We start from the raw sequence: 20615 nt of genomic DNA on the forward strand, positions 1-20615 counted from the left end.
TCAAGGAGTAGCCATGAAAAAGCAAATTGATTTAAATAGCGACCTTGGGGAGAGTTTTGGACAATGGGAAATGGGCAATGATACCGCCATTCTTCCAGTTGTTAGTAGCGCGAACATTGCCTGCGGTTTTCATGCAGGCTCACCTGAAGGGATATTAAAAACTCTTAAAGCGGCGAAGGAAAATGGTGTTGCTGTTGGTGCTCATGTTGGTTATCCCGACTTAGTGGGATTTGGTCGACGTAATATGGATATTGCATCGAGTGAATTAACCGCAGACGTGATTTATCAAATTGGTGCATTACAAGGGTTAGCAACCGCAGCAGGGACACAAGTTTTATATGTTAAGCCTCATGGTGCACTGTATAACACGATTGCTCATGATAAACGCCAAGCAATGGCCGTTATTGATGCGATATTAACTATTGATAAGCAATTGATATTAGTGGCATTAGCAGGGTCACCATTAATTGAGTGGGCAAGAGAATGTGGCTTAAATGTGGTCGCAGAAGCTTTTGCTGATAGAGCTTATAACAGTGATGGCACATTAGTATCTCGAAAATTAGCTGGTTCAGTATTACATGACCCACAGATAGTTGCAGACCGCATGTTGCAGCTGGTCATGGAAGGCGGTGTGATGTCAATTGATGGAAAATTTACACCTGTTGATGCGGGGTCAATTTGTGTTCATGGCGATAGCCCTGGTGCTCTTGAAATGGCAAAACAGGTGCGTGCCGTACTAGAAAAACAAGGTATTGAAATTTATGGTTTTGCTCACAAAGGAGACCACGAATGACACAGCTAATGAAGGCATCACTGCAGGCCATTGAAGCCGCTCGCCATGCACGCCAAGCCATCCGTGAGGGATATGACAAACCAACAGCAGGCCTTGCCCCGGGCATGACCCAAGCCAATATGATTGCATTGCCACGTGACTGGGCATTTGACTTCTTATTATACGCTCAGCGTAACCCAAAGAGCTGCCCTGTTCTTGATGTATGTGAGGCAGGGAGCTGGCAAACGGTTTTAGCTGAATGTGCTGATTTACGTACTGATATTTCACGTTACCGTGTGTGGGAGAAAGGACAGCTAGTAGATGAAATTACGGATGCGACAGAAATTTATCAGCAACATCCTGATTTAGTAACTTTTTTAATTGGTTGTAGCTTTACATTCGAAACGCCAATGATTGAAGTGGGCATTGATGTACGGCATATCACGGATAAATCCAATGTTCCTATGTATAAAACCAATCGCTTATGTCGTCCAGCAGGGCGCTTACAAGGTGAATTAGTGGTTTCAATGCGACCAATACCCGCACACCGCGTTGCTGATGCAGTAAGTATCACTGGTCGGTTTCCCGCAGTGCATGGCACTCCTGTTCATATTGGTGCGCCAGAACAATTAGGTATTGCTGACATTATGCAGCCTGACTTCGGTGATGCGGTTCGTATTGAAGAGGGCGAAATTCCCGTTTTTTGGGCTTGCGGTGTAACGCCTCAAGCGGCAGTAATGAAATCTGGGGTTCCATTCGCATTAAGCCATGCACCCGGTTACATGTTTATTACGGATGTACCTGATGCCGCATATCACATATAGAGGTGCCAATTGAGATTTTTACCCGTCAATTTAAGTGCTTTTATGGTGGAGTTGGAAAGTCTTGAACAAACAATGGCATTGACTGATTCTTTAACAGAAATGCCCATTTATGGGATTGATGAAATAACACCAGCAGCAAGGACTATTTTAATTCGTTACAACCCGTTCAGGATTGATGTAAATGAGTTGGTTGAAAAAATATCGGTTAGGGATGTGTCGAGAAGAGTTGGTAAGGCCAGTAAATTGGTCACTATCCCTGTTCATTACAATGGAGAGGATCTTTCGGATGTTGCAGCGCATTTAGGGATATCCACTGCAGAAGTGATACGTCGTCACACAGAAAATGAATTTCAGGTTGCATTTAGCGGTTTTGCTCCGGGTTTTGGTTACATGGTGTCGAAAGGCGCTAATCTGAATGTTCCAAGGCGTCAATCACCAAGAGTGCGTATCCCTGCGGGATCTGTTGCCTTAGCCGGGGAGTTTAGCAGTGTTTATCCACAAGCTAGCCCAGGGGGATGGCAGTTAATCGGTGTGACTGAGCTATTAATGTGGGATATCAATCGGCCAGAACCCGCACTCGTTCAGGCAGGCATGCGGGTAAACTTTGTTGATGCAACAAAAAGCCAGATTAGCTATAGCTTGCCAACTAAAGTAAGTATTGAAAAAAATGCTGAGAATGTCAGTGCTGATTTAACCGTTTTAGCGACAGGATTACAGGTTTTATTTCAAGATTTAGGGCGTATTGGCCAATCAGCATTAGGTATTTCAGAATCTGGCAGTATGGATAAATCGGCATTGCGTAGTGCAAACCGTATTGTGGGGAATAAATCAGACTCCGCCGTTTTAGAGATAACGCAAGGTGGGTTCAAGGCACAAGTGCACAAAGACCTTATTGTTGCAGTGACTGGTGCGCCTTGTTCTATTGAGGTTATTACGAAAGAACACCAACAATATCAAGTTAATACTTATCAACCGATTCATTTAGCAAAAGGCGACACCATTAAATTAAGCCGTCCGAACAAAGGTGTACGTAGTTATTTCGCTGTGCGGGGTGGTTTTAATATTGAACCTATTTTATCGAGTTGCTCGTTTGATACGCTGGCGCAAGTTGGCCCAGCCCCAATCAAGGTAGGTCAAACATTAACGGTTAGTACTAATTCGTCTCCATTAGCCGTTTCATTAAATGAGACACCTGCTTTTGATTACCCAGCAGAAAATGATGTTGTGGTTTTGGATGTGATATTGGGACCTCGAACGGATTGGTTTACAAAACAAACCGTTGGCCAACTAACAAAGCAATTATGGCAAGTCACTGCGTCATCAAATCGAATAGGCCTGCGCTTATCTAGTGAAAAACCGTTAGAGCGCGAACAACTACAGGAGCTACCGAGTGAAGGAACTTGCATTGGGGCTATTCAAGTGCCAGCAAATGGCCAGCCCGTTTTGTTTCTCAATGACCACCCTTTAACTGGCGGTTATCCCGTCATTGGCGCGGTATGTGAATACCATTTGGATTTAGCAGGGCAAATCCCTGTGAATGCCAAAATACGTTTTAATCCACTTGGTGAATTTAAAGTATTACAAGGGAGCCATTGTGCTTATGAAAATGAATAACAACAAAAAACATAAAGTATTGATTGCTAATCGAGGCGAAATTGCAGTTCGTATTATCCGTGCATGTCGTGATTATGGTTTCCAGTCTGTTGCGGTTTATGCGGACAGTGACATTGAAGCTCTCCACGTCAAAATGGCTGATGAAGCCTACGGGCTTGGGGGAAACTCGCCAGCAGAAAGTTATTTAAATATTGAAAAGTTGATTAGTATCGCTCAGCAGTCTGGTTCAACTATGGTGCATCCGGGGTATGGTTTTTTATCTGAACGCGCTGAATTTGCGCGTGCAGTTGAAGCCGTAGGGTTAATCTGGATTGGGCCTAGCGCAAACAGCATTGATATACTAGGGGATAAGGTTCAAGCTCGCCATATTGCAATGCAAGTCGGTGCACCGCTAGTGGTTGGTACAAAAGACCCTGTGAATAGTGCACAAGAAGTACTGGAATTTGCTCATCAACATGGTTTACCTATTGCCATTAAAGCGGCATTTGGTGGTGGTGGCCGAGGGCTAAAAGTAGCTTGGCAACTCCATGAAGTTGAAGAACTTTATCATTCAGCTGTGCGCGAAGCTACTGCGGCATTTGGCCGAGGTGAATGTTTTATTGAACAATTTTTGCATAACCCTCGGCACATTGAAGCCCAAGTTATTGCAGATACGCATGGTAATGTGCTGGTGGTGGGAACACGTGACTGTTCACTACAACGGCGTAATCAAAAACTGGTTGAAGAGTCACCAGCCCCTTTTTTATCTGAGAACCAACAACAGCAAATTGTCCAAGCCTCAACGGATATTTGCCGCAAAGCGGGCTATGTGGGAGCAGGAACCGTTGAATTTTTGCTAAGCCAAGATGGAACGCTGTCATTTTTAGAAGTGAATACGCGCTTACAGGTTGAACACCCAGTCACAGAGGAAACCGCAGGGATTGACTTAGTGATTGAGCAGCTACGTATTGCGGAAGGTTTACCTTTAAGTATTAATGAGATGCCGACTCCTCGAGGGCATGCGTTTGAATTTCGTATTAATGCCGAAGATGCTGGGAATGGTTTTTTACCGACCCCCGGCACTATTACTGTTTTTGATGCACCAACGGGGCCGGGAGTCCGTGTTGATAGTGGCGTAACGGCAGGGACAACAATACCGGGTACCTTTGATTCATTAATGGCCAAATTAATTGTCGTGGGGAGTACACGAGAACAAGCTATTTTGCGTGCACGTCGAGCACTGGCAGAATTTAATATTGAAGGTGTTGCATCCGTATTACCATTCCATCGTGCAGTAATAGAACAAGCTGATTTTTGTGATAATTTTAGCGTACATACGCGTTGGATAGAGACGGAATTTAATGTGGAAATTCCACCAGCAAAACGGCAAATTCCATTATCGGATCCTGCGATGACTCGTACTTTTATTGAAATTGATGGGAAGCGTTGTGAGCTAGGTTTGCCCACTCAACTTTTTTCTGGTTTCTCAGTCAATAATTCAGCGGCATCCCATTCAGCCCCTCAATTAGTTGATAATCCTGATGCGGTCAACGCACCTATTTCCGGGATATTATTTAACTGGCTGATCCCTCAAGGAAATAACGTTTCTGAAGGGGATGTAATTGGTGTAATGGAAGCCATGAAAATGGAAGTGCAAATTGTTGCACACCGAGCAGGAACGTTGAAGTATTGCGCTACTAAAGGGGATTTTGTTGAAGCAGAAAGCCCAATAGCTGAAATTATTTAGTTTGATGCCAATTAAGTTTGAGCTAAAGGAGTTAGCTCAAACTAACGGGAAATTCGCTCTGGCAGCGTTCTTAGAGGAAGATGAGGCGCAGGAATAGCATGTTTTTCTTCAGCGGTCATTTCATTGCTATCGCGGTAAACCTCACCACAGAGAAAGTAGAGATTCGGTCGTTTTGATTCTAGGTATTTTTTTCGGCTCATGCATTGTTCTTGTGTAAAAATAGTTTCAGTCACCGGTAATGCATCGCATGAATCCGTACCACAAGGGCTAACCCATAACGCCCAACCAATGAGTACCATATGTCCTGCCATTTACATTGCCTTCCTTAATAAGAACCAATATGAACCGCTGAAAGTGATGACTGCAAGTAACTATCTAATTCACATACGCATTATAGGTTAAATTCTAACATTGAGTTAACCAAATGTATGCATTTAGGCATGATGAATTGTTTCATTCACACTAAAAAGCAAATCGTTATAAATTAAAAAGTTGGGAATTATCATAAGTAGAAAATAAATGATTTGATAATAAATAAAGTAGTATATTGTTAAAATTACACTATCAATATTGCATGTTTTTTTGGTGTCAGATCGCAAAAAAACAAAATAATTATCTACAAACAGCCGATATTAGAGCTCAAGCCTGTCAATTAAGGCTATTTTTAACTAGGATTATGACAACCTCTAATAAGAAAATAGATAGGAATAAATCATGAATGCCATGGAAGAAGTGCTTTCATTTTGGTTTGAGGAATCGACACCAAAACAATGGTTTGAAAAAAGCGCTAAGTTTGATTTGACGATAGCACAACGGTTTGCTCATATCTGTGAACGTGCAGCTAAGGGAGAATTAGCTTATTGGCGGGCATCTATTCGTGGACGTTTAGCGGAAATTATTGTTCTAGACCAGTTTTCACGTAACTTATGGCGTGATACACCACGGTCTTTTGCTCAAGATGGGATGGCTTTAGCATTAGCGCAAGAGGCGATTAAGCAACATGATTATAACCTTCTGACGCCGTCACAGCGCAAGTTTGTTTTAATGCCATTTATGCACTCTGAATCCAGTTTTATACATTTACAGGCGGTTGAGCTATTTCGCATGCTGGGTGATGACGGTACATTAGATTTTGAAATGAGACATAAAGCGATCATTGATAAATTTGGCCGTTATCCTCACCGTAATGAAATTTTAGGTCGGCCATCAACACAAGAAGAAATTGCATTTTTACAAGAGCCAAACTCTTCTTTTTAGACTAAAACCAAATGAGCCCATATTTTGTTTAACTAGCTCATTTGGTTTAGTTTTTATTTAGCGAAATAATTCGGCCCTGACTGGCGATAATTCTAATTTCAATTGTAGTGACTTGAGATAAATTTCAGTGATCTGTGCAAGGCTAGGGTAAAAAGTGGACTCTGTTTTGCTTTGCTGCACTAGCTCTAAATAACGATACGCCCAAGGTAACAAATGTTGCTCAAATAGAGCAATAACAGCGCTGTCGTCCTCTTGCTCTGCTAACGCAGAAACTGCCATCATCATTAAGCCAAATTGGTCTTCAGGTTCACGGACTCCAGTATCAGTGACTAAACCTTTCGTTTGCAAAAAGTCGCGATAAGCCGCAGTTGACTCACCCATAACAGTATTATCATGCTCTAAGTACACAGAGCCCCAAGGCGGAGCAGGCATACTGCCTTGTCCTTCGAATAAGATGGAATAATCATAAGAGATATCATCAGGTTGTGTTTGTGACAACGAAGTACAAATAGCCTGAATTTTCTCTGGGTTATCCCATGTACATAACTGTGGTAGTTCACCCAAGACAGAGTAAACGTTACGTAAAGTGTCCGATTGCGGAGGGTAGTAGAAAAACGCACCAAGGATGCGGATCATTGTCGTGTCAATCATATTATTTTATCCGTCTTATTTCGCGCTAAAGCATGACATCATTTTTTAATTTCCTGCTACTGTATCAATGCAGGTGGTGTTGAAGATATCTAAACAAAGAACCCCAAATGGGGGTTCTTTTATGAAACACTATAACATAGTAATAACAATGCCTTACATGGTTATTTGCCACAAATTATAGAATGCAATGCGGCCAGCCAGTTCAGCTAATAATACTGCGGCGGCACAAGTTGCTAATGTCGCTTTTGGTGCGCGGTGCTTTAACGCCATACCAACGAAAGCAGCTAAAGCAATAGCTAAAACAACAACTTGGAAGCCCCAGAAGCCTGTTTGTTCACCGCTAAGAGCGGGACCTGTTTCTGCTAAAAAGGCTTGATAACCCGCACGGCTTGCAAAAATAGCAAAAGTACCAATTAAGAACGAAGCAATACCTAAGCCACGAGCACCGATTGCAATGGCGAGCGCACCGCCACCGACTAACATCGTCATCCACATTTGCAGTGTGGTATAACCGGTGTCCCAGTTAGCAATAGTGGCGATGTTGTACACTTGAGGTATTGACCAAACAAATGCAAGTCCTGACACTACCGCGGCAATATTAGCCAGTTCACGTAATAACGTATGTTTGAAAAACAGCGTAAAAAATAACGTTGCAGCAGCGCATCCAACAAATACGCCACTCAAGAACGCTTCATTACTCATTGGCGAACGGCCTACACCCAGTAGCATATTAAAGAAGCGTAGTGGCTGGCCAACGTGTAACCCACCGATACCTAAACCTATTATCATAATGATAAAGGCCACGATATTGGCAGTTTTTAGCTGATTATCGTCAATAGAACCCATTCTACGGCTAATATAAGCGAGTAAGTAAAGCCCAGCAGCGGACTGTCCTAAGACGGTGAAAAAAACGAGTGGTAATTCATGCATCTTACACCTCCGCAGGGTTTTTTAATTCGCCACTTTTATCGCCAAATGGCTTCGCATCTTTATGTGGTTTGATGACAATATTCGGGTTCGTCAGGCTTGGGTCTGGCATTGGAGCAATGCCACACTCTGTGCCGTGTAACTCACGAAGAACATTAATATCATCAAAATCTAAAGCACGCTGCGGGCAAGATTCAACACAAACAGGTTTCATCCCTTTTGCGACGCGCTCATAGCAGCCGTCGCATTTACTCATTAGTTTCTTCTTCTCATCAAATTGTGGGGCGCCATACGGGCAGCGCAACTCACAATAACGGCAACCGACACAAATAGATTGGTCAACCACGACTAAACCATCTTCTTCTCGTTTATGCATTGCACCGGTTGGGCAACCCGCGACACAAGTCGGGTTTGAACAATGGTTACATGAAATAGAAAGATAGTAACTAAAGACATTTTGCTGCCAAATACCATCTTGTTTTTGCCAACTACCGCCACCGAACTCGTAGACACGACGGAATTTTGGGCCTAAATCTAAATCTTTTTCATCCTTACAACTGACTTGGCATGTTTTACAGCCAGTGCATTTTGTGGAGTCAAAGTAAAAGCCATATTGTTTCATCATTCAACTCCTTAAGCGCGTTTAACTTCAACAAGGTTAGTATGTTGTGGGGTACCTTTAGCCAATGGCGAAGGAACATGCGAAGTTAGTGTATTGATACAACCACCGACATCTAGCCCATCATTATTAAGAGTACGCCATGCACCTTGTGGAACGGCGATAACACCGGGTAATACACGCTCTGTCACTTTCACTTTAATTTGAATACGCCCACGGTCATTAAATATTTCTGCCATATCACCATTGTTCAAGCCGCGTTGCTGAGCATCGATTGGGTTGAGCCAAAACTGATGTGGAATGGCTTCACGGAGCATCGCAACATTATAATATGATGAATGCACATGGCCTTTATCATGAAAGCCCGTCATTAATAGCGGATGCTTTTGTTGGCTTGCTTGAGCTTCAACACCTTCTTTATTGACGCAATATTCGGGAATGGCAGGAATACGTTGACCTTCTGGTAACTCCCAATTTTTAACACGCTCAGCTAGTTGTTCTGAATAGATTTCCACTTTACCTGACGGCGTTTTCAATGGGTTATTGATTGGGTCATCACGGAATTTCTTCAATGCAATATTTTCTGAACTGTTCAGGAACTTACGGTCGATAATACCCGCACCGTCGGTTTCGCTGAATTCAGGTAAATGAGGCATTTTTTCACGTGTTTTGTTATAACAGAACTCAATCCATTCGGCGTAGGTACGGCCTTCGGTGAATTGTTCTTTTACACCCATTTTTTCAGCAATTTCTGCTAACACATCGTAATTAGGGCGATTTTCCCACAGTGGCTCAATGGCATTTTGTAGGCGAACTAAATAATGATACGCACCACTTGCATAGGAGTTATTGATTAAATCGTTGGTTTCTACAGTTGTGACATCCGGTAACAATAAGTCTGCATATTTTGCGGATGGCGTATCATGGTTATCCCACACTAAAATGAATTCACATTTTGACTCATCAGCCAGTATTTCATGGGTTTTGTTTAAGTCGCCATGTTGGTTACCAATGACATTACTGGAGTAACACCACATAAACTTGATGTCGTTATTGAGTTTATCGACACCTTTAATACCACCGTTCTCTGCGGTTAATTCTTTCCCACGAACAATAGCTTCTGACCACATATAAGTTGGGATCAAGGCTTTGACTGGGTTAGGTAAAGCAAAACCTGCAACAGGATAAGCGTAGCTGTTACCCCACAGCCCAGTGTTAGTTCCTGCACGACCAATGTTCCCAGACATCAACGGTAACATCATAATAGAACGACAAGCTTGCTCGCCATTCTCTGTGCGCTGTAAGCCCCAGCCTTGTGAGATCCATGCTCTATTTGCATTACCGATTTCACGTGCAAGTTGTTTAATACGTGCGACTGAGATACCCGTTAATTTGCTCGCCCACTCAGGGGTTTTTGCGATGCCATCAGGGCCATTACCTAAAATATAATCTTTATATGATGCATTGCGTGGTGCAGAAGCAGGTAAGGTAGACTCATCCCAACCAACACAATAGTTGTTTAGGAATTCTTCGTCAGTCAGGCCTTCTTCAATCATGACATAACCGAGAGCAGCAACTAATGCAGCGTCAGTACCTGGGTAAATAGGTATCCATTCTGCGCCAAGCGTTGTGACGCTATCAGTGCGACGCGGGTCAATGATAATAACTTTTGCTTTGCTTTTATCTAACGCATTGAGGGTTTCGTAAAATTGACCGCCCCCAGACATACGCGTTTCAGCAAGGTTGTGACCAAACATGACGACTAAATCTGAGTTTTGGATTTCAGATAAATAGGATTCTTCAATACTGCCATATACGTAAGGCGTGATTTCCATTAATTGCGCATATGAATATGTGCCATAATCACCCAAGAAACCACCGGTTAAGCTTAATAAACGTTTACAAGCAGCACGACCGTGTAAGTTTGCGCCTGTTGAGCCCGAGCCATATTGATAGTAAATGGCATCACTTCCATATTTATCAATAGTATACTGCAGTTTTTCGGCGATAATGGTTGTTGCCTCATCCCATGAGATCTTTTTAAATTTACCTTCACCGCGTTTACCAACTCGTACCATTGGGTATTTTAAACGGTCTGGGTTATAGGTTTTCCAGCGCACTGAACGGCCACGCAAACATGGGCGTATTTGGTGTTCACCTAACGTTGAGTCGTCATACATTGTTTCATTGGAAATGCGGCTGATAACACCATCTTTCACATGAACTTTTAATGGACAGCGGCTACCACAGTTTACTAAGCATGCGCTATAGCTGATTTTTTCGCTGACTTCGTCAGGCATGATCGCTGGTGTTTTTGCTTGAGCAGCAAAAGGAAGAGTGATTGAGCCAGCAACAGCAGCGACACCCGCAACGGTTGCAGAGGTTTGTATAAACTCCCTCCTGCTCAGTTCTCCAAATTGAGTATTTATTTTATTTTTATGCATTGACATTGCCTATATGTAAATAACAACATTACTTTCTTGTTTTATATGTTAAAAAAAGTTTCTGTTGAGTTACATGACTTACATCAATGTTATCCCTAATAAGATAAATGTATTTATTTAATTTATAAGGATTTTTTGTTCGCTATAACATAGATTAGTTCTATTTCTATTAACTATCGAAGTATTAATTATTATATAACGATTGAGTCAAAAGTAAGGAAAAAGAGGGATATCTCCCTCTTTGAAATACTACTTTAGGTGTAGATGGATAAGAAAATTTAACTAATCACTTAGTATTAATTATTTTTCTGGGGAATAGCCTATCATCCTAACATCATTTCCGGTAGGTGATTGATGTACCATCAGATTAAATTGCGGAAGGATGGAAAAGATATGGTCAAAAATGTCTGACTGTATTCTTTCATACTCCACCCATACGGTTGTATTCGTAAATGCATATATTTCGATTGGGATACCATTTGAGTCAGATTCTAGCTGTCTGACCATAATCGTCATATTTTTGTGAATATTAGGGTGTGATTTTAAATAAGCTTCAATGTAAGCGCGGAAAGTCCCTATATTTGTCAGACGACGTTGATTTAAAGGGATTGCTTTATCATCAGGTAGGCTAGAATTAAAGACTTGAATCTCAGATATTTTTTGCTCTATATAGGGCTCAAGTAAATTTGCTTTAATGCAGTACGCTATTTCTTCAGATGTTAAAAAATGCACACTGCTAGCATCTAAGCGGACACTACGCTTAATTCGGCGTCCACCAGATTCTGTCATTCCTTTCCAGTTTTTGAAGGAATCAGAAATAAGTGCATAGGTAGGAATAGTGGTTACTGTGTTATCCCAATTACGGACTTTTACCGTAGTTAAACCAATATCAACCACAGCGCCATCAGCACCGTATTTAGGCATTTCTAACCAATCGCCAATGTTAACCATATTGTTGGCTGAAAGTTGTATTCCAGCAACTAACCCCATAATAGGGTCTTTGAACACTAGCATCATGACAGCGGTCATTGCACCAAGACCGCTGAGAATAATCAGAGGCGATTTGCCTATTAATAGCGCAATAATCATGATGCCAATTAGAATTGTGGCAATCAGTTTAAGACTTTGAAATATTCCTCTAAGAGGTAAATGCGCGGTTTTGGCTGCACGTTGGAGTACACCAAGTATAATATCAAGAACGGAGTAAAGGGTAAGTAAGCCAAATAATAGGCACCAAGCCTGTGAGCCGACCTTTAGAACGGCTTGTGTAGTCGAGCCTGAATGTAACCATAGCGTAGCTTGGATATTGACAACAACACCTTGTATAACAAATGCAAAGCGATTAAAAAGATTATGTTGAGTTATTAAATGAATCCAAGTTCCTGCACTTTTTTGCCCGCTTTTTTCGAGTTGAGGAAGTAATATTTTATGCAGAATTAAGTGTAATACGCAGGCGACGATTAGGATTAAACCGAGCACCATAAGTAAAGAGGCGAGGTTAGCGTAATCTTGGTTGAACTGACGTACCCAGTCTAGCAGTTGCTGCTGCATGGTTTCTCCTTCTTGAGGGTGTTAGGAACAATGGTTTATAAAAATATTCGATAGTTTAAAGACCTTATCATATTCACAATGAAAATTCATGGCGAACAATATTAAACTCTGTCTTAATTCTTATTGTTAGTTCTAAGTATTGTGCAGTATATGAATGCAATATTAATGACAATAAAGGTCATTATAAAGGAGCGGGTTCGTTAATTTGACTAGTTATGTAACATTTACATAACATTACATGTGATAAGGATTTTCTGATTGTGAGTCTTCATAACTAAGCATAATGTTCTACAAACTTCCTAATGTTATATTAACTTTGCAGGAATTTATTATGAGCGTATTTAAAAAGCCGACTTATTCTGTTCTTTTGCAGTATATCTTATTACCCGTTATTGCCTGCACTCCATTTCTCGCTAATTCATCTCCTAATGGCAATCAAGGCCAAGGGAATGGTAAAGGAAATCAACAAATTCATGGAAACAAAGGAAATCAGAATAAAGATAAATCGAATAAAGGGAATGGCAATCAACAGCTAAAATATGCCAAAGCAAGTGAATATTACGATAAGAAACGAGGTTCTAATGTTAGTTTTAATGTGAGTTTTGGTAATGTAAGGCCTTTGGCCATTGAATATGGTTTGACGGGCTATCAAGGGTTGCCGCCAGGCATTGCAAAGCAAGTTGGTCGGGGTAAACCGCTTCCTCCAGGTATTGCCAAAAAAGCGTTACCTTCAGCTTTTTTAGCTCAATTACCCGTTTATGTCGGGTATGAATGGAAAATCAGTGGCCAAGATCTTGTCTTGGTTGCGATAGGAACAGCGATAGTCGCAGAAATTATTGAAAATGTTTTCGAATAAAAAAACGACCTTGATTTCAAGGTCGTTGTGCAAAATAAATGCAATTAACGCTAATGATTAGGTAACTAAAAGGTTTGATTGACTAAAAAATGATTAACTCGCTTACATAAAACGTTTAGACAGTAATTCAACAACTTCTTGCACACTGCTGATAAATTTTTTGATGCTGTTCATCGATAACTCCAAATTAAAATGTGATCCAGATCACGTGAGAGCATTTTAGCTATTAACATGTTAATGTCAAGTTAATATTAAAAATAATTTTAAATATTAAATTATTTTTTAAAAGAATGTCTGGCACTTGTTTTTGACTGCAAGTTGTTACCACAAGACATGCAAAAATCCATAAATGGGCACAAAAAGTGTGAAGAATTGAAAGGTAATTTTTATAATATGGTGTATGGTTAATCAGAGGTTAGGTAATGATTTGATTGATAAAGGAATATAACTCATGATTGCTTATGTGAACGGCCAGTTTTTACCTGAAGAAGACGCATCAGTATCTGTTTTTGACCGTGGGTTTCTATTTGCGGATGCAGTATATGAAGTGACAGCAATAATTAACGGTAAGCTCGTTGACTTTGATCGTCATATGGCTCGTTTACAGCGTTCTTGTGCTGAATTACAGTTATCACTACCTTATGATTTAGCAGAATTAAAACAAATTCATCTTCAATTAGTTCAGAAAAATAATATCGAAGAAGGGCTTGTATATCTTCAGTTGACTCGTGGTAATGCACACCAACGCAGTTTTTTATATCCGGATAAACAGACGAAGCCAACATTAGTCTTATTTGCACAAAAGACACAGATTGTTGAAAATGAAAAATCAAAATATGGAATAAAAGTCGTCACTGTAGATGATATTCGTTGGCAGCGTTGTGATATTAAAACAGTTGCTTTATTAGCAGCTTCGATGGCAAAAGAATACGCTAAACAGCAAGGTGCAGACGACGCTATATTTGTTAAAAACGGCTATATTACTGAAGGAAGTTCCAGTAATTGTTTTATTATTAACCAACAAAACCAAATACAAACACGGGGGTTAAATAATGAAATATTGTCAGGTATTACTCGCCAAGCGATATTACAACTTGCTAGAGAACAACAAATAGACATTGTTGAAAAGCCATTTAGTGTTGATGAAATGTTAGAAGCCAAGGAAGTCTTTATTACCTCGGCGACAACATTAGTTTGGCCAGTTATTATGGCGAATAACCAATTCATTGGGGAAGGTAAGCCGGGGAAACTAGCTATCCGGCTACGAGAGATATACTTGCAAAAATTAAAATAATCACATGAGATATCTAAATGTTATTTTAATTGCATAAATTCTTTAACTGAAGAAATGGTTACCATGCCATCCAATGCCTGAATACTTTGCTGGTGGAGTTCTGGCGTTGGAGCGGCACATAAATCCTCAAGTACTGTAACAAAATACCCTAAATCATGAGCCTGTCTAGCAGTGCTTTGAATGGCCTTCACGGTACTAACTCCGCCAATAAACAACTCGGTAATATCATTATCGGTAAGCCATTTATGGAAATGATTTCCTGCAAATGCAGAAACCCCTTTTTTAATCATTACTGGGTCACGAAATGCCACTTCAAGGTCATGAGCCCAATGACACCCAGTGCCACTTAATTTTAAGGCTCCAAGTTTTTTAGCTTGCTGAAACATAGGGGAGCCAGCAGGAACATCGTGATAATTGTCTGAAAACCCAACCTTAACCCAAATCACTGGAATATGATGGTTTCTTGCATATTGTGCCGCTTGATTAGCTTTTTCAACAATTTTTCGTGAGCAAGTTTGCTGGTAACTTGAATTAGATAAGCCATTTTTACCAATTATCTCTTCAATGAGATCAATAATTACTAATGCCTTGGACATTATTGCCTCTTTTAGGTGTAAGTATATTAACGTATAACAGCGTATACTATCTGGAAAAAAGCGTGAATGCTGTTAACTCAATAACATTATTCGATTTAGGGTAAGTCAATAATAAAACCAATACCTTGATTGTCTAATCCATCAGTAACTCTAATTACAGCACCGATTTTATGGGCTAAATTCTGGGCGATTGATAAACCTAAACCGCTTCCGGTTTCCATTGTTCCAGGTACTCGATAAAAGCGAGAAAATATAAGCTGGCGATTGTCTTCTGGAATTCCTCGGCCGTTATCTTGAACAGAAATAGTCCCACCAAATGGGGTAAGGTCTTTTAAAATGACCTTGATTTTCCCTTTTTCAGGGCAATATTTAATCGCATTTTCAAGCAGATTAGTAAAAATATTACTTAATGCGAGTTTATCTGTGAGGATATAAAAAGATTTTGGGCTTTGGAGTTCGACATCAATATCTTTGTTAATGGCGTAAGGTATGTGTGAAGATATTAAATGGCTGATTAATGCAGGCAGGTCAATTTGTTCTTTATTTAACAAGAAATCTTCAGTTTCTAAACGAGCTAGGTCAATTAATTGATGTGATAGAGAGGCCGCACGATTTAAAGTTTCTTGCATATCATTAATAATTTCGCCTTTTTCTTTTGGATTATCAATTTGCATTAACAAATGCAATTGAGCAATAACAGCCGCAATCGGCGTCCGTAATTCATGTGCGGCGTCTGCCATGAAGCGCTTTTCACGTTGATTCGCAGCATCAACACGAGACATAAGGTTATTTATTGCTGCAATAATAGGCCGAATTTCTTTATATTGCTCTTTTGTTTCTATAGGAGTTAAATTACCCGGCTGACGGCTGGAAATGAGTTTTGCTGATTGTCTTAAAGGCCGCAAACTAAAATAAGCGGTAATTAAAATTGCTAGCAACATAATACCTAAAATGAAAGCGAGGGGGATGGCTGTGCCTTCGGCTGGATTACCTAATAAGGATTTACGATCACTATAAGATTCAGCAATGACAACCTCAAAGGTTTTTTGATCATTCCATGCAGAAGTAAAGTGCCAGTCTTTATGTAATGCAGCGAGCTCAGAAACGGATTTAAGCGAAGGAACATGTAATTTGTCACTGTTCCGGTAATAGACATTCCCTTGTTTATCTCTGACAACCATAAAAGGCAGATAACTAATATTATCGCCACTTTCCATTGCGCTAGAATAAAGTTCTTGTAGGTTATCGGCTATTTTATTGAAATATTCAGGTTTATCAGCAACCACATCAAGTGTTTTAGCAAACCCTTGAGTGACGATATTCTGTTGTGCATTTAACTCATCATGAATTGATGGCCAATAAAAAAACTGGAGCCAGCCAACTAATAATAACCAAAGAAAAATAACGGAACTGATTTGTAGCCCGAATGTATAAATAAAAAATGATTTAACTTTCACTTAGTGGCACTTCTTTTTTTAATAAATAACCAATGCCACGGATAGTAATTATACGGTCTTTACCTATCTTTCGGCGTAAATTATGAATATGAACCTCTAAAGAGTTACTTTCTACATCATCCAATCCAAATAGACGCTGCTCTAAATCCGTTTTTCTGACAACATTATCTGCATTTTTTATTAATTCATAGAGTAATAGGTATTCTTTCCCGGATAGCAGTAGCAATTGCTCATTAAGGGTTACTTGATGATTAAGTGGATTTAATTGCAGGTTACCCAATTGCCATATTTCAGATGAAAAACCAGCCATACGGCGACTAACCGCTTTTACTCGAGAAATAAGCTCAGGCATAGCAAATGGTTTTGTTAAAAAGTCATCAGCGCCTGAATCTAAACTAGAAACTAAGTTATCCATTTGATTTCTTGCTGTAAGAATGATGATTGGGATCGTTTCTCCCATATTACGCCAAGCTATGAGCTCGTCATGACCATCGCCATCAGGTAAGCCCAAATCTAAGAGCATTAGGTCAAAATTGCGAGATGCGAGTTGTAATTTTGCATCAGCAAGTAGCCTTACCCAACAAGGATTAAAACCTGCAAGTTCCAGCCCACGACATAGCGCTTTTCCCAATTGAAGATCATCTTCGACTAATAAGATATTCATATTATCACCTCTGCTAACAAGTATAAGCAGTCAATTTAGTACAGACAATAAATTAATACACGATATAAAAAAAATTAATTATTTCTTAAGCTTGATTTAACTGATTTTTAAGGTACAAAACATCTAACTCTTTATTATTGTCGTACTTATTTATAACTGAATAAAGAATACAGAATATGAAGCTATCCTATATAGACTCACTCGGATTTATTTTAATTATTTTAATTGCATTCATGTTTATTGGGGATAATTTCACAAGAACACAAGATAAAACGCTTGTTAACTTTAAGTATACTGAAATAGTGAGATGTCAGGAGGCGAGAAGATGTATTTTAGATAATGAAGTGTCAAAGGAAAAAAATAACAAGTTTGATCTAATGAAAAATATTAAAGAATTTCTTCGAAAAAAAATTATTAAATAAAAGAGCGTAATAACTAATATGAATAAAAAGATAAAAACATTTATACTGGCTACAATAGCTTTACCATACAGCTATGCTTCTGCGAATGAGAGTATAGTTAATCTTGGTGTAGGAGCATCAGTAGCTCCGGTATATGAAGGTTCTAAAAAATATCAAATTGGACCTAGTGTTGAAGCAACATATGCGTATATTAGTGATGATTATGGTATGTTTAGTGTTGGTTTAGAAGGGTTAGCATGGGGGGTTAGCTTAACGGAAAATTTAACATTTTTTAGTTCGTTTGGATATGATTTTGGTCGAGATGAAGAAATTGGATTATTAGGTAACAAAAATAAAGATTTGAAAGGAATGGGGGATTTAGATGGTTCTCCATTGGTTGGTTTTGCTTTATCTTATAATCTTGATAATTATGAATTCTATGTTTCAACAGATATTGCAACAGCAGAAAGGGAATATGGAGGGCGTAAAGTTGGTAGGGCTGTTTCTGTAATATTAGGCGCCAATGCAATGTATGAAATTAATGAAAATTGGTATATTGATTATAATATAGCGACTGTTTGGGCAAATGAGTCATATAACCAAATTTATTTTGGGGTTACTAAACAACAAGCTAAAAAATCCAAATTTGAAGAATATGATGCAGGTGCAGGTTTTAAAGATGTGAATAGCTCACTCATACTGAATTATAAGGTTTATGAAAATATGACATTATATACAGGTGTAGGAGTCTATCATTTAGTAGGTGATGCTGGTAATAGTACGTTAACTGAACGCCAAACAGGGTTTACTGGAATGACAGGAGTTAGTTATACTTTTTAAGCAAAAAATTACTAGCCATATTCGATAATTTAACTCTGTAAATAATTCTGTGTATTTGCCTTTCATTAAATGTGGCCGTCTAGGCGGTCACCGAACTCAATAATAAGACGACTCATTGCCTGTTTCCAGTTTTGAATTGGCATACTCCATTTTTTAGAGGCTGATTCAATCGCTAAATAAATCGCTTTTCGTACAGAACCATCGTTGGGGAAGACCTTACGTTTATTAATGGCATGACGGATAACGTTATTGAGCGACTCAATAATATTGGTTGTATAAATGATTTTGCGGATTTCATCAGGGGAAGCAAAAAACGTATTTAAATTCTCCCAATGCGCGTATCAACTTTTCTTGAACGTAGCAACGATTTCACGAATGGTCATCCCTTTTGCATAGAAGGGTAAATTTGGCTGCCAATTTGAGTGATGTGAGTTTGATTTTTTCTGATCTGCTGAGGTTCAAAACTGCCTTCAAACTCACTATCGGTGAGTAATATTTTAGATGAATAACCGTTGCGTGTATTAGAGCCTGTTTTAGCGCTATTTTTCTCATATCCCAAATGTTCATTTAATTTAGTATTTAATGTCGTTTCAACGGTTAACTTGATTAACATTCGAGTGAATTGATTTAGGTTGGCTTCAGTTTTAATCCCTTTTGCAAAAGGCTTTTAGTTTTTTCTCATCTATAATATTGTCTACTTTGTTGTTAGATTTAACATATCAAAAGTAGACAAATATACAATTTAAATTACAGGCTCATAAGTTTATTCCTTTCTAGAAACGTATTATTCTACTTGTTCTTCTTCTGGGACCCAACCATCATCCATCCAGATCTCTTCCAGTATTTCTTCAATACGCGTTTTATCCTCCGCTATTTTTGTACCTGAGATATTCACGCGTTGTTGTGAACTAAACCCAACCCGCGTTACCATGTCCGGGTATTGGTTTTGAAGTTTGCGTAAAATCTCAGTTTCAAGTGCTTGCAAAACAACTGAGCTCGGTTTTTGTGGAGCATTCTTATCAAATAAAACTTCGATACGTAACATGATAGCCTCTAATAAGAGCTGTGTTTATATACAGTATTTTTAGAACTATTAGGTAAAAAAGTCAATATAGAGGCAAAAATATTTTTATCAGTGAATTAAGTGGAAAACTAATATTTAGACAAAACAGTAGGTTAATATTATTAGTGCTCGATAAGTAATTGTCAGAAAGTTTAAAATAGCTATTCTAAAAAATATATTTTATGAAAGTGAGTAACGATTAAATGTTATATGGTTTAAGAGTTTCAAGTGAAGATCGCCAAACGGTAGCAATGATTAACCAGTTGTATGACACAGCTTTTCCATTATATGAACAAAGAAGCTACCAAGGAAGAGAAGCAATATTAAATCATAGTGATTATTATTTGTTCAGCTTCAAAGGAAATGACATTTTTATTGGTTTTATTGGGTGTTGGAAAATCGAAGATTATTATTACATCGAACATCTTGCTATTTCTCCTGTATTAAGAGGGCAAGGTTATGGGCAAAAGGTATTAAAACAGTTTTGTCATGATGTAGGTAAAGTGATCCTAGAAATTGACCCTATTATTGATGATGTGAGCCAAAAGCGTTGGTCTTTTTATCGACATTGCGGTTTTCAGCAAAACGAATACGCACACGCACATCCAAGTTATTACCCTGGAAATAAGCCACATAAGCTTAGGGTATTAAGTTATCCAGAAGCGATAGCAGAAGAAGTCTATCAGCAATTTAATCACGCCTTACAAACGCTTGTGATGAATAAAGCGCTATTATAGTTCCTTATGTAGATGGTTTTAATCAAGTTTATAGCAATAGATAAGTACCGGGTCATTATCATCTAAATTTTCAATGTAGCCACTAGGAATAAAGCCAGCTTTAATTAAGAAGTGTTGAGTGGCTGTATTCGACTGATTTGTAGAAGTGAAAGTTTTTGGGGGACCCCATTTTACCCACCTAAAATTTAGATACAAAAAAACCAACCGTAACAGGTTGGTTTCTCTATAAAAAGTTGGTCGGCATGATAGGATTTGAACCTACGACCCCCGACACCCCATGACGGTGCGCTACCAAGCTGCGCTACATGCCGAACTTTGATTA

The 20615-nt window shown here is 39.2% G+C and carries 19 protein-coding genes, 1 tRNA gene and 1 pseudogene; 9 read left to right on the top strand and 12 right to left on the bottom strand.

Features of this window, described 5'->3' with window-relative positions; genetic code table 11:
* Window positions 1-13: 13 nt before the first annotated feature.
* Genes M1F26_RS07925 through M1F26_RS07940 form a run of 4 tightly spaced genes read left to right on the top strand, consistent with a single transcriptional unit; the run spans window position 14 to window position 4936 of the window.
* A complete protein-coding gene (locus M1F26_RS07925; RefSeq protein WP_140172567.1) occupies window positions 14-793 on the top strand; it encodes a LamB/YcsF family protein in 780 nt (259 codons plus the stop codon).
* Entirely contained in the window at window positions 790-1596 is an 807-nt protein-coding gene (locus M1F26_RS07930) for a putative hydro-lyase (RefSeq protein ID WP_140172566.1), read from the top strand. The genes M1F26_RS07925 and M1F26_RS07930 overlap by 4 nt, the downstream gene beginning before the upstream one ends.
* Window positions 1597-1605: 9 nt before the next feature.
* A complete protein-coding gene (locus M1F26_RS07935; protein ID WP_140172565.1) occupies window positions 1606-3210 on the top strand; it encodes a 5-oxoprolinase/urea amidolyase family protein in 1605 nt (534 codons plus the stop codon).
* Complete coding sequence (locus tag M1F26_RS07940; RefSeq protein WP_180359539.1) at window positions 3197-4936, top strand: acetyl/propionyl/methylcrotonyl-CoA carboxylase subunit alpha; 1740 nt, start codon at window positions 3197-3199, stop codon at window positions 4934-4936. Before M1F26_RS07935 ends, M1F26_RS07940 begins: the two co-directional genes overlap by 14 nt.
* Window positions 4937-4977: 41 nt before the next feature.
* Here the strand turns inward: M1F26_RS07940 and M1F26_RS07945 are convergent, their stop codons facing one another.
* A complete protein-coding gene (locus M1F26_RS07945; RefSeq protein WP_004259979.1) occupies window positions 4978-5247 on the bottom strand; it encodes a hypothetical protein in 270 nt (89 codons plus the stop codon).
* A 403-nt stretch (window positions 5248-5650) separates the two neighbouring features.
* Between M1F26_RS07945 and M1F26_RS07950 the strand changes: the two genes are divergently transcribed.
* A complete protein-coding gene (locus M1F26_RS07950; RefSeq protein WP_140172564.1) occupies window positions 5651-6193 on the top strand; it encodes a DUF924 family protein in 543 nt (180 codons plus the stop codon).
* A gap of 57 nt (window positions 6194-6250) precedes the next feature.
* Here the strand turns inward: M1F26_RS07950 and M1F26_RS07955 are convergent, their stop codons facing one another.
* The 5 genes from M1F26_RS07955 to M1F26_RS07975 form a co-directional block, all read right to left on the bottom strand.
* Complete coding sequence (locus M1F26_RS07955) at window positions 6251-6844, bottom strand: molecular chaperone (protein WP_140172563.1); 594 nt, start codon at window positions 6842-6844, stop codon at window positions 6251-6253.
* A 153-nt stretch (window positions 6845-6997) separates the two neighbouring features.
* Complete coding sequence (locus M1F26_RS07960) at window positions 6998-7774, bottom strand: dimethyl sulfoxide reductase anchor subunit family protein (RefSeq protein ID WP_140172562.1); 777 nt, start codon at window positions 7772-7774, stop codon at window positions 6998-7000.
* Between the two features lies 1 nt (window position 7775).
* Window positions 7776-8393 carry a DMSO/selenate family reductase complex B subunit gene (locus M1F26_RS07965; protein ID WP_036958092.1) on the bottom strand — a complete coding sequence of 206 codons (618 nt, stop codon included), beginning with the start codon at window positions 8391-8393 and terminating at the stop codon, window positions 7776-7778.
* A gap of 11 nt (window positions 8394-8404) precedes the next feature.
* Window positions 8405-10834 (bottom strand): DMSO/selenate family reductase complex A subunit, encoded by a 2430-nt coding sequence (locus M1F26_RS07970; RefSeq protein ID WP_140172561.1) that lies wholly within the window; start codon window positions 10832-10834, stop codon window positions 8405-8407.
* A gap of 300 nt (window positions 10835-11134) precedes the next feature.
* Entirely contained in the window at window positions 11135-12385 is a 1251-nt protein-coding gene (locus M1F26_RS07975) for a mechanosensitive ion channel family protein (RefSeq protein ID WP_140172560.1), read from the bottom strand.
* Window positions 12386-12716: 331 nt separating this feature from the next.
* On the opposite strand from M1F26_RS07975, the gene M1F26_RS07980 reads away from it, so the two are divergent.
* Window positions 12717-13241, top strand: coding sequence for an anti-virulence regulator CigR family protein (locus M1F26_RS07980; RefSeq protein WP_227528930.1), 525 nt, complete (start codon window positions 12717-12719; stop codon window positions 13239-13241).
* Window positions 13242-13692: 451 nt separating this feature from the next.
* A complete protein-coding gene (locus M1F26_RS07985; protein WP_140172558.1) occupies window positions 13693-14535 on the top strand; it encodes a D-amino-acid transaminase in 843 nt (280 codons plus the stop codon).
* Window positions 14536-14555: 20 nt separating this feature from the next.
* Here the strand turns inward: M1F26_RS07985 and M1F26_RS07990 are convergent, their stop codons facing one another.
* The 3 genes from M1F26_RS07990 to M1F26_RS08000 all read right to left on the bottom strand — a co-directional run bounded on the left by M1F26_RS07990 (window position 14556) and on the right by M1F26_RS08000 (window position 17252).
* Window positions 14556-15131, bottom strand: a complete 576-nt coding sequence (locus M1F26_RS07990; RefSeq protein WP_004260017.1) for a cysteine hydrolase family protein — start codon at window positions 15129-15131, stop codon at window positions 14556-14558.
* Between the two features lie 95 nt (window positions 15132-15226).
* Window positions 15227-16588, bottom strand: coding sequence for a sensor histidine kinase (locus tag M1F26_RS07995; RefSeq protein WP_140172557.1), 1362 nt, complete (start codon window positions 16586-16588; stop codon window positions 15227-15229).
* Window positions 16578-17252 (bottom strand): response regulator, encoded by a 675-nt coding sequence (locus M1F26_RS08000; protein ID WP_004260024.1) that lies wholly within the window; start codon window positions 17250-17252, stop codon window positions 16578-16580. The genes M1F26_RS07995 and M1F26_RS08000 overlap by 11 nt, the downstream gene beginning before the upstream one ends.
* Before the next feature lie 440 nt (window positions 17253-17692).
* Here M1F26_RS08000 and M1F26_RS08005 point away from each other — a divergent pair, with 440 nt between their 5' ends.
* Window positions 17693-18493, top strand: coding sequence for a MipA/OmpV family protein (locus M1F26_RS08005; protein WP_140172556.1), 801 nt, complete (start codon window positions 17693-17695; stop codon window positions 18491-18493).
* A 65-nt stretch (window positions 18494-18558) separates the two neighbouring features.
* On the opposite strand, the pseudogene M1F26_RS08010 reads toward M1F26_RS08005, so the two are convergent.
* Window positions 18559-19179 (bottom strand): annotated as a pseudogene (locus M1F26_RS08010) (transposase).
* 98 nt (window positions 19180-19277) lie between these two features.
* Complete coding sequence (locus M1F26_RS08015) at window positions 19278-19538, bottom strand: DinI-like family protein (protein ID WP_140172555.1); 261 nt, start codon at window positions 19536-19538, stop codon at window positions 19278-19280.
* Window positions 19539-19759: 221 nt separating this feature from the next.
* Between M1F26_RS08015 and M1F26_RS08020 the strand changes: the two genes are divergently transcribed.
* Window positions 19760-20293, top strand: coding sequence for a GNAT family N-acetyltransferase (locus tag M1F26_RS08020; RefSeq protein ID WP_140172554.1), 534 nt, complete (start codon window positions 19760-19762; stop codon window positions 20291-20293).
* Window positions 20294-20527: 234 nt separating this feature from the next.
* On the opposite strand, the gene M1F26_RS08025 is transcribed toward M1F26_RS08020, so the two are convergent.
* A tRNA-Pro gene (locus M1F26_RS08025) sits at window positions 20528-20604 on the bottom strand.
* Window positions 20605-20615 lie beyond the last annotated feature (11 nt).

This window comes from Providencia sp. PROV048 (assembly GCF_033688165.1).
Taxonomy (GTDB): Bacteria; Pseudomonadota; Gammaproteobacteria; order Enterobacterales; family Enterobacteriaceae; genus Providencia; species Providencia hangzhouensis.

Coding starts and splice junctions, on each gene's coding strand:
- M1F26_RS07925 (WP_140172567.1), top strand. CDS start 14: ATGAAAAAGCAAATTGATTTAAATAGCGACCTTGGGGAGAGTTTTGGA.
- M1F26_RS07930 (WP_140172566.1), top strand. CDS start 790: ATGACACAGCTAATGAAGGCATCACTGCAGGCCATTGAAGCCGCTCGC.
- M1F26_RS07940 (WP_180359539.1), top strand. CDS start 3,197: ATGAAAATGAATAACAACAAAAAACATAAAGTATTGATTGCTAATCGA.
- M1F26_RS07945 (WP_004259979.1), bottom strand. CDS start 5,247: ATGGCAGGACATATGGTACTCATTGGTTGGGCGTTATGGGTTAGCCCT.
- M1F26_RS07950 (WP_140172564.1), top strand. CDS start 5,651: ATGAATGCCATGGAAGAAGTGCTTTCATTTTGGTTTGAGGAATCGACA.
- M1F26_RS07955 (WP_140172563.1), bottom strand. CDS start 6,844: ATGATTGACACGACAATGATCCGCATCCTTGGTGCGTTTTTCTACTAC.
- M1F26_RS07960 (WP_140172562.1), bottom strand. CDS start 7,774: ATGCATGAATTACCACTCGTTTTTTTCACCGTCTTAGGACAGTCCGCT.
- M1F26_RS07965 (WP_036958092.1), bottom strand. CDS start 8,393: ATGAAACAATATGGCTTTTACTTTGACTCCACAAAATGCACTGGCTGT.
- M1F26_RS07970 (WP_140172561.1), bottom strand. CDS start 10,834: ATGCATAAAAATAAAATAAATACTCAATTTGGAGAACTGAGCAGGAGG.
- M1F26_RS07975 (WP_140172560.1), bottom strand. CDS start 12,385: ATGCAGCAGCAACTGCTAGACTGGGTACGTCAGTTCAACCAAGATTAC.
- M1F26_RS07980 (WP_227528930.1), top strand. CDS start 12,717: ATGAGCGTATTTAAAAAGCCGACTTATTCTGTTCTTTTGCAGTATATC.
- M1F26_RS07985 (WP_140172558.1), top strand. CDS start 13,693: ATGATTGCTTATGTGAACGGCCAGTTTTTACCTGAAGAAGACGCATCA.
- M1F26_RS07990 (WP_004260017.1), bottom strand. CDS start 15,131: ATGTCCAAGGCATTAGTAATTATTGATCTCATTGAAGAGATAATTGGT.
- M1F26_RS08000 (WP_004260024.1), bottom strand. CDS start 17,252: ATGAATATCTTATTAGTCGAAGATGATCTTCAATTGGGAAAAGCGCTA.
- M1F26_RS08005 (WP_140172556.1), top strand. CDS start 17,693: ATGAATAAAAAGATAAAAACATTTATACTGGCTACAATAGCTTTACCA.
- M1F26_RS08015 (WP_140172555.1), bottom strand. CDS start 19,538: ATGTTACGTATCGAAGTTTTATTTGATAAGAATGCTCCACAAAAACCG.
- M1F26_RS08020 (WP_140172554.1), top strand. CDS start 19,760: ATGTTATATGGTTTAAGAGTTTCAAGTGAAGATCGCCAAACGGTAGCA.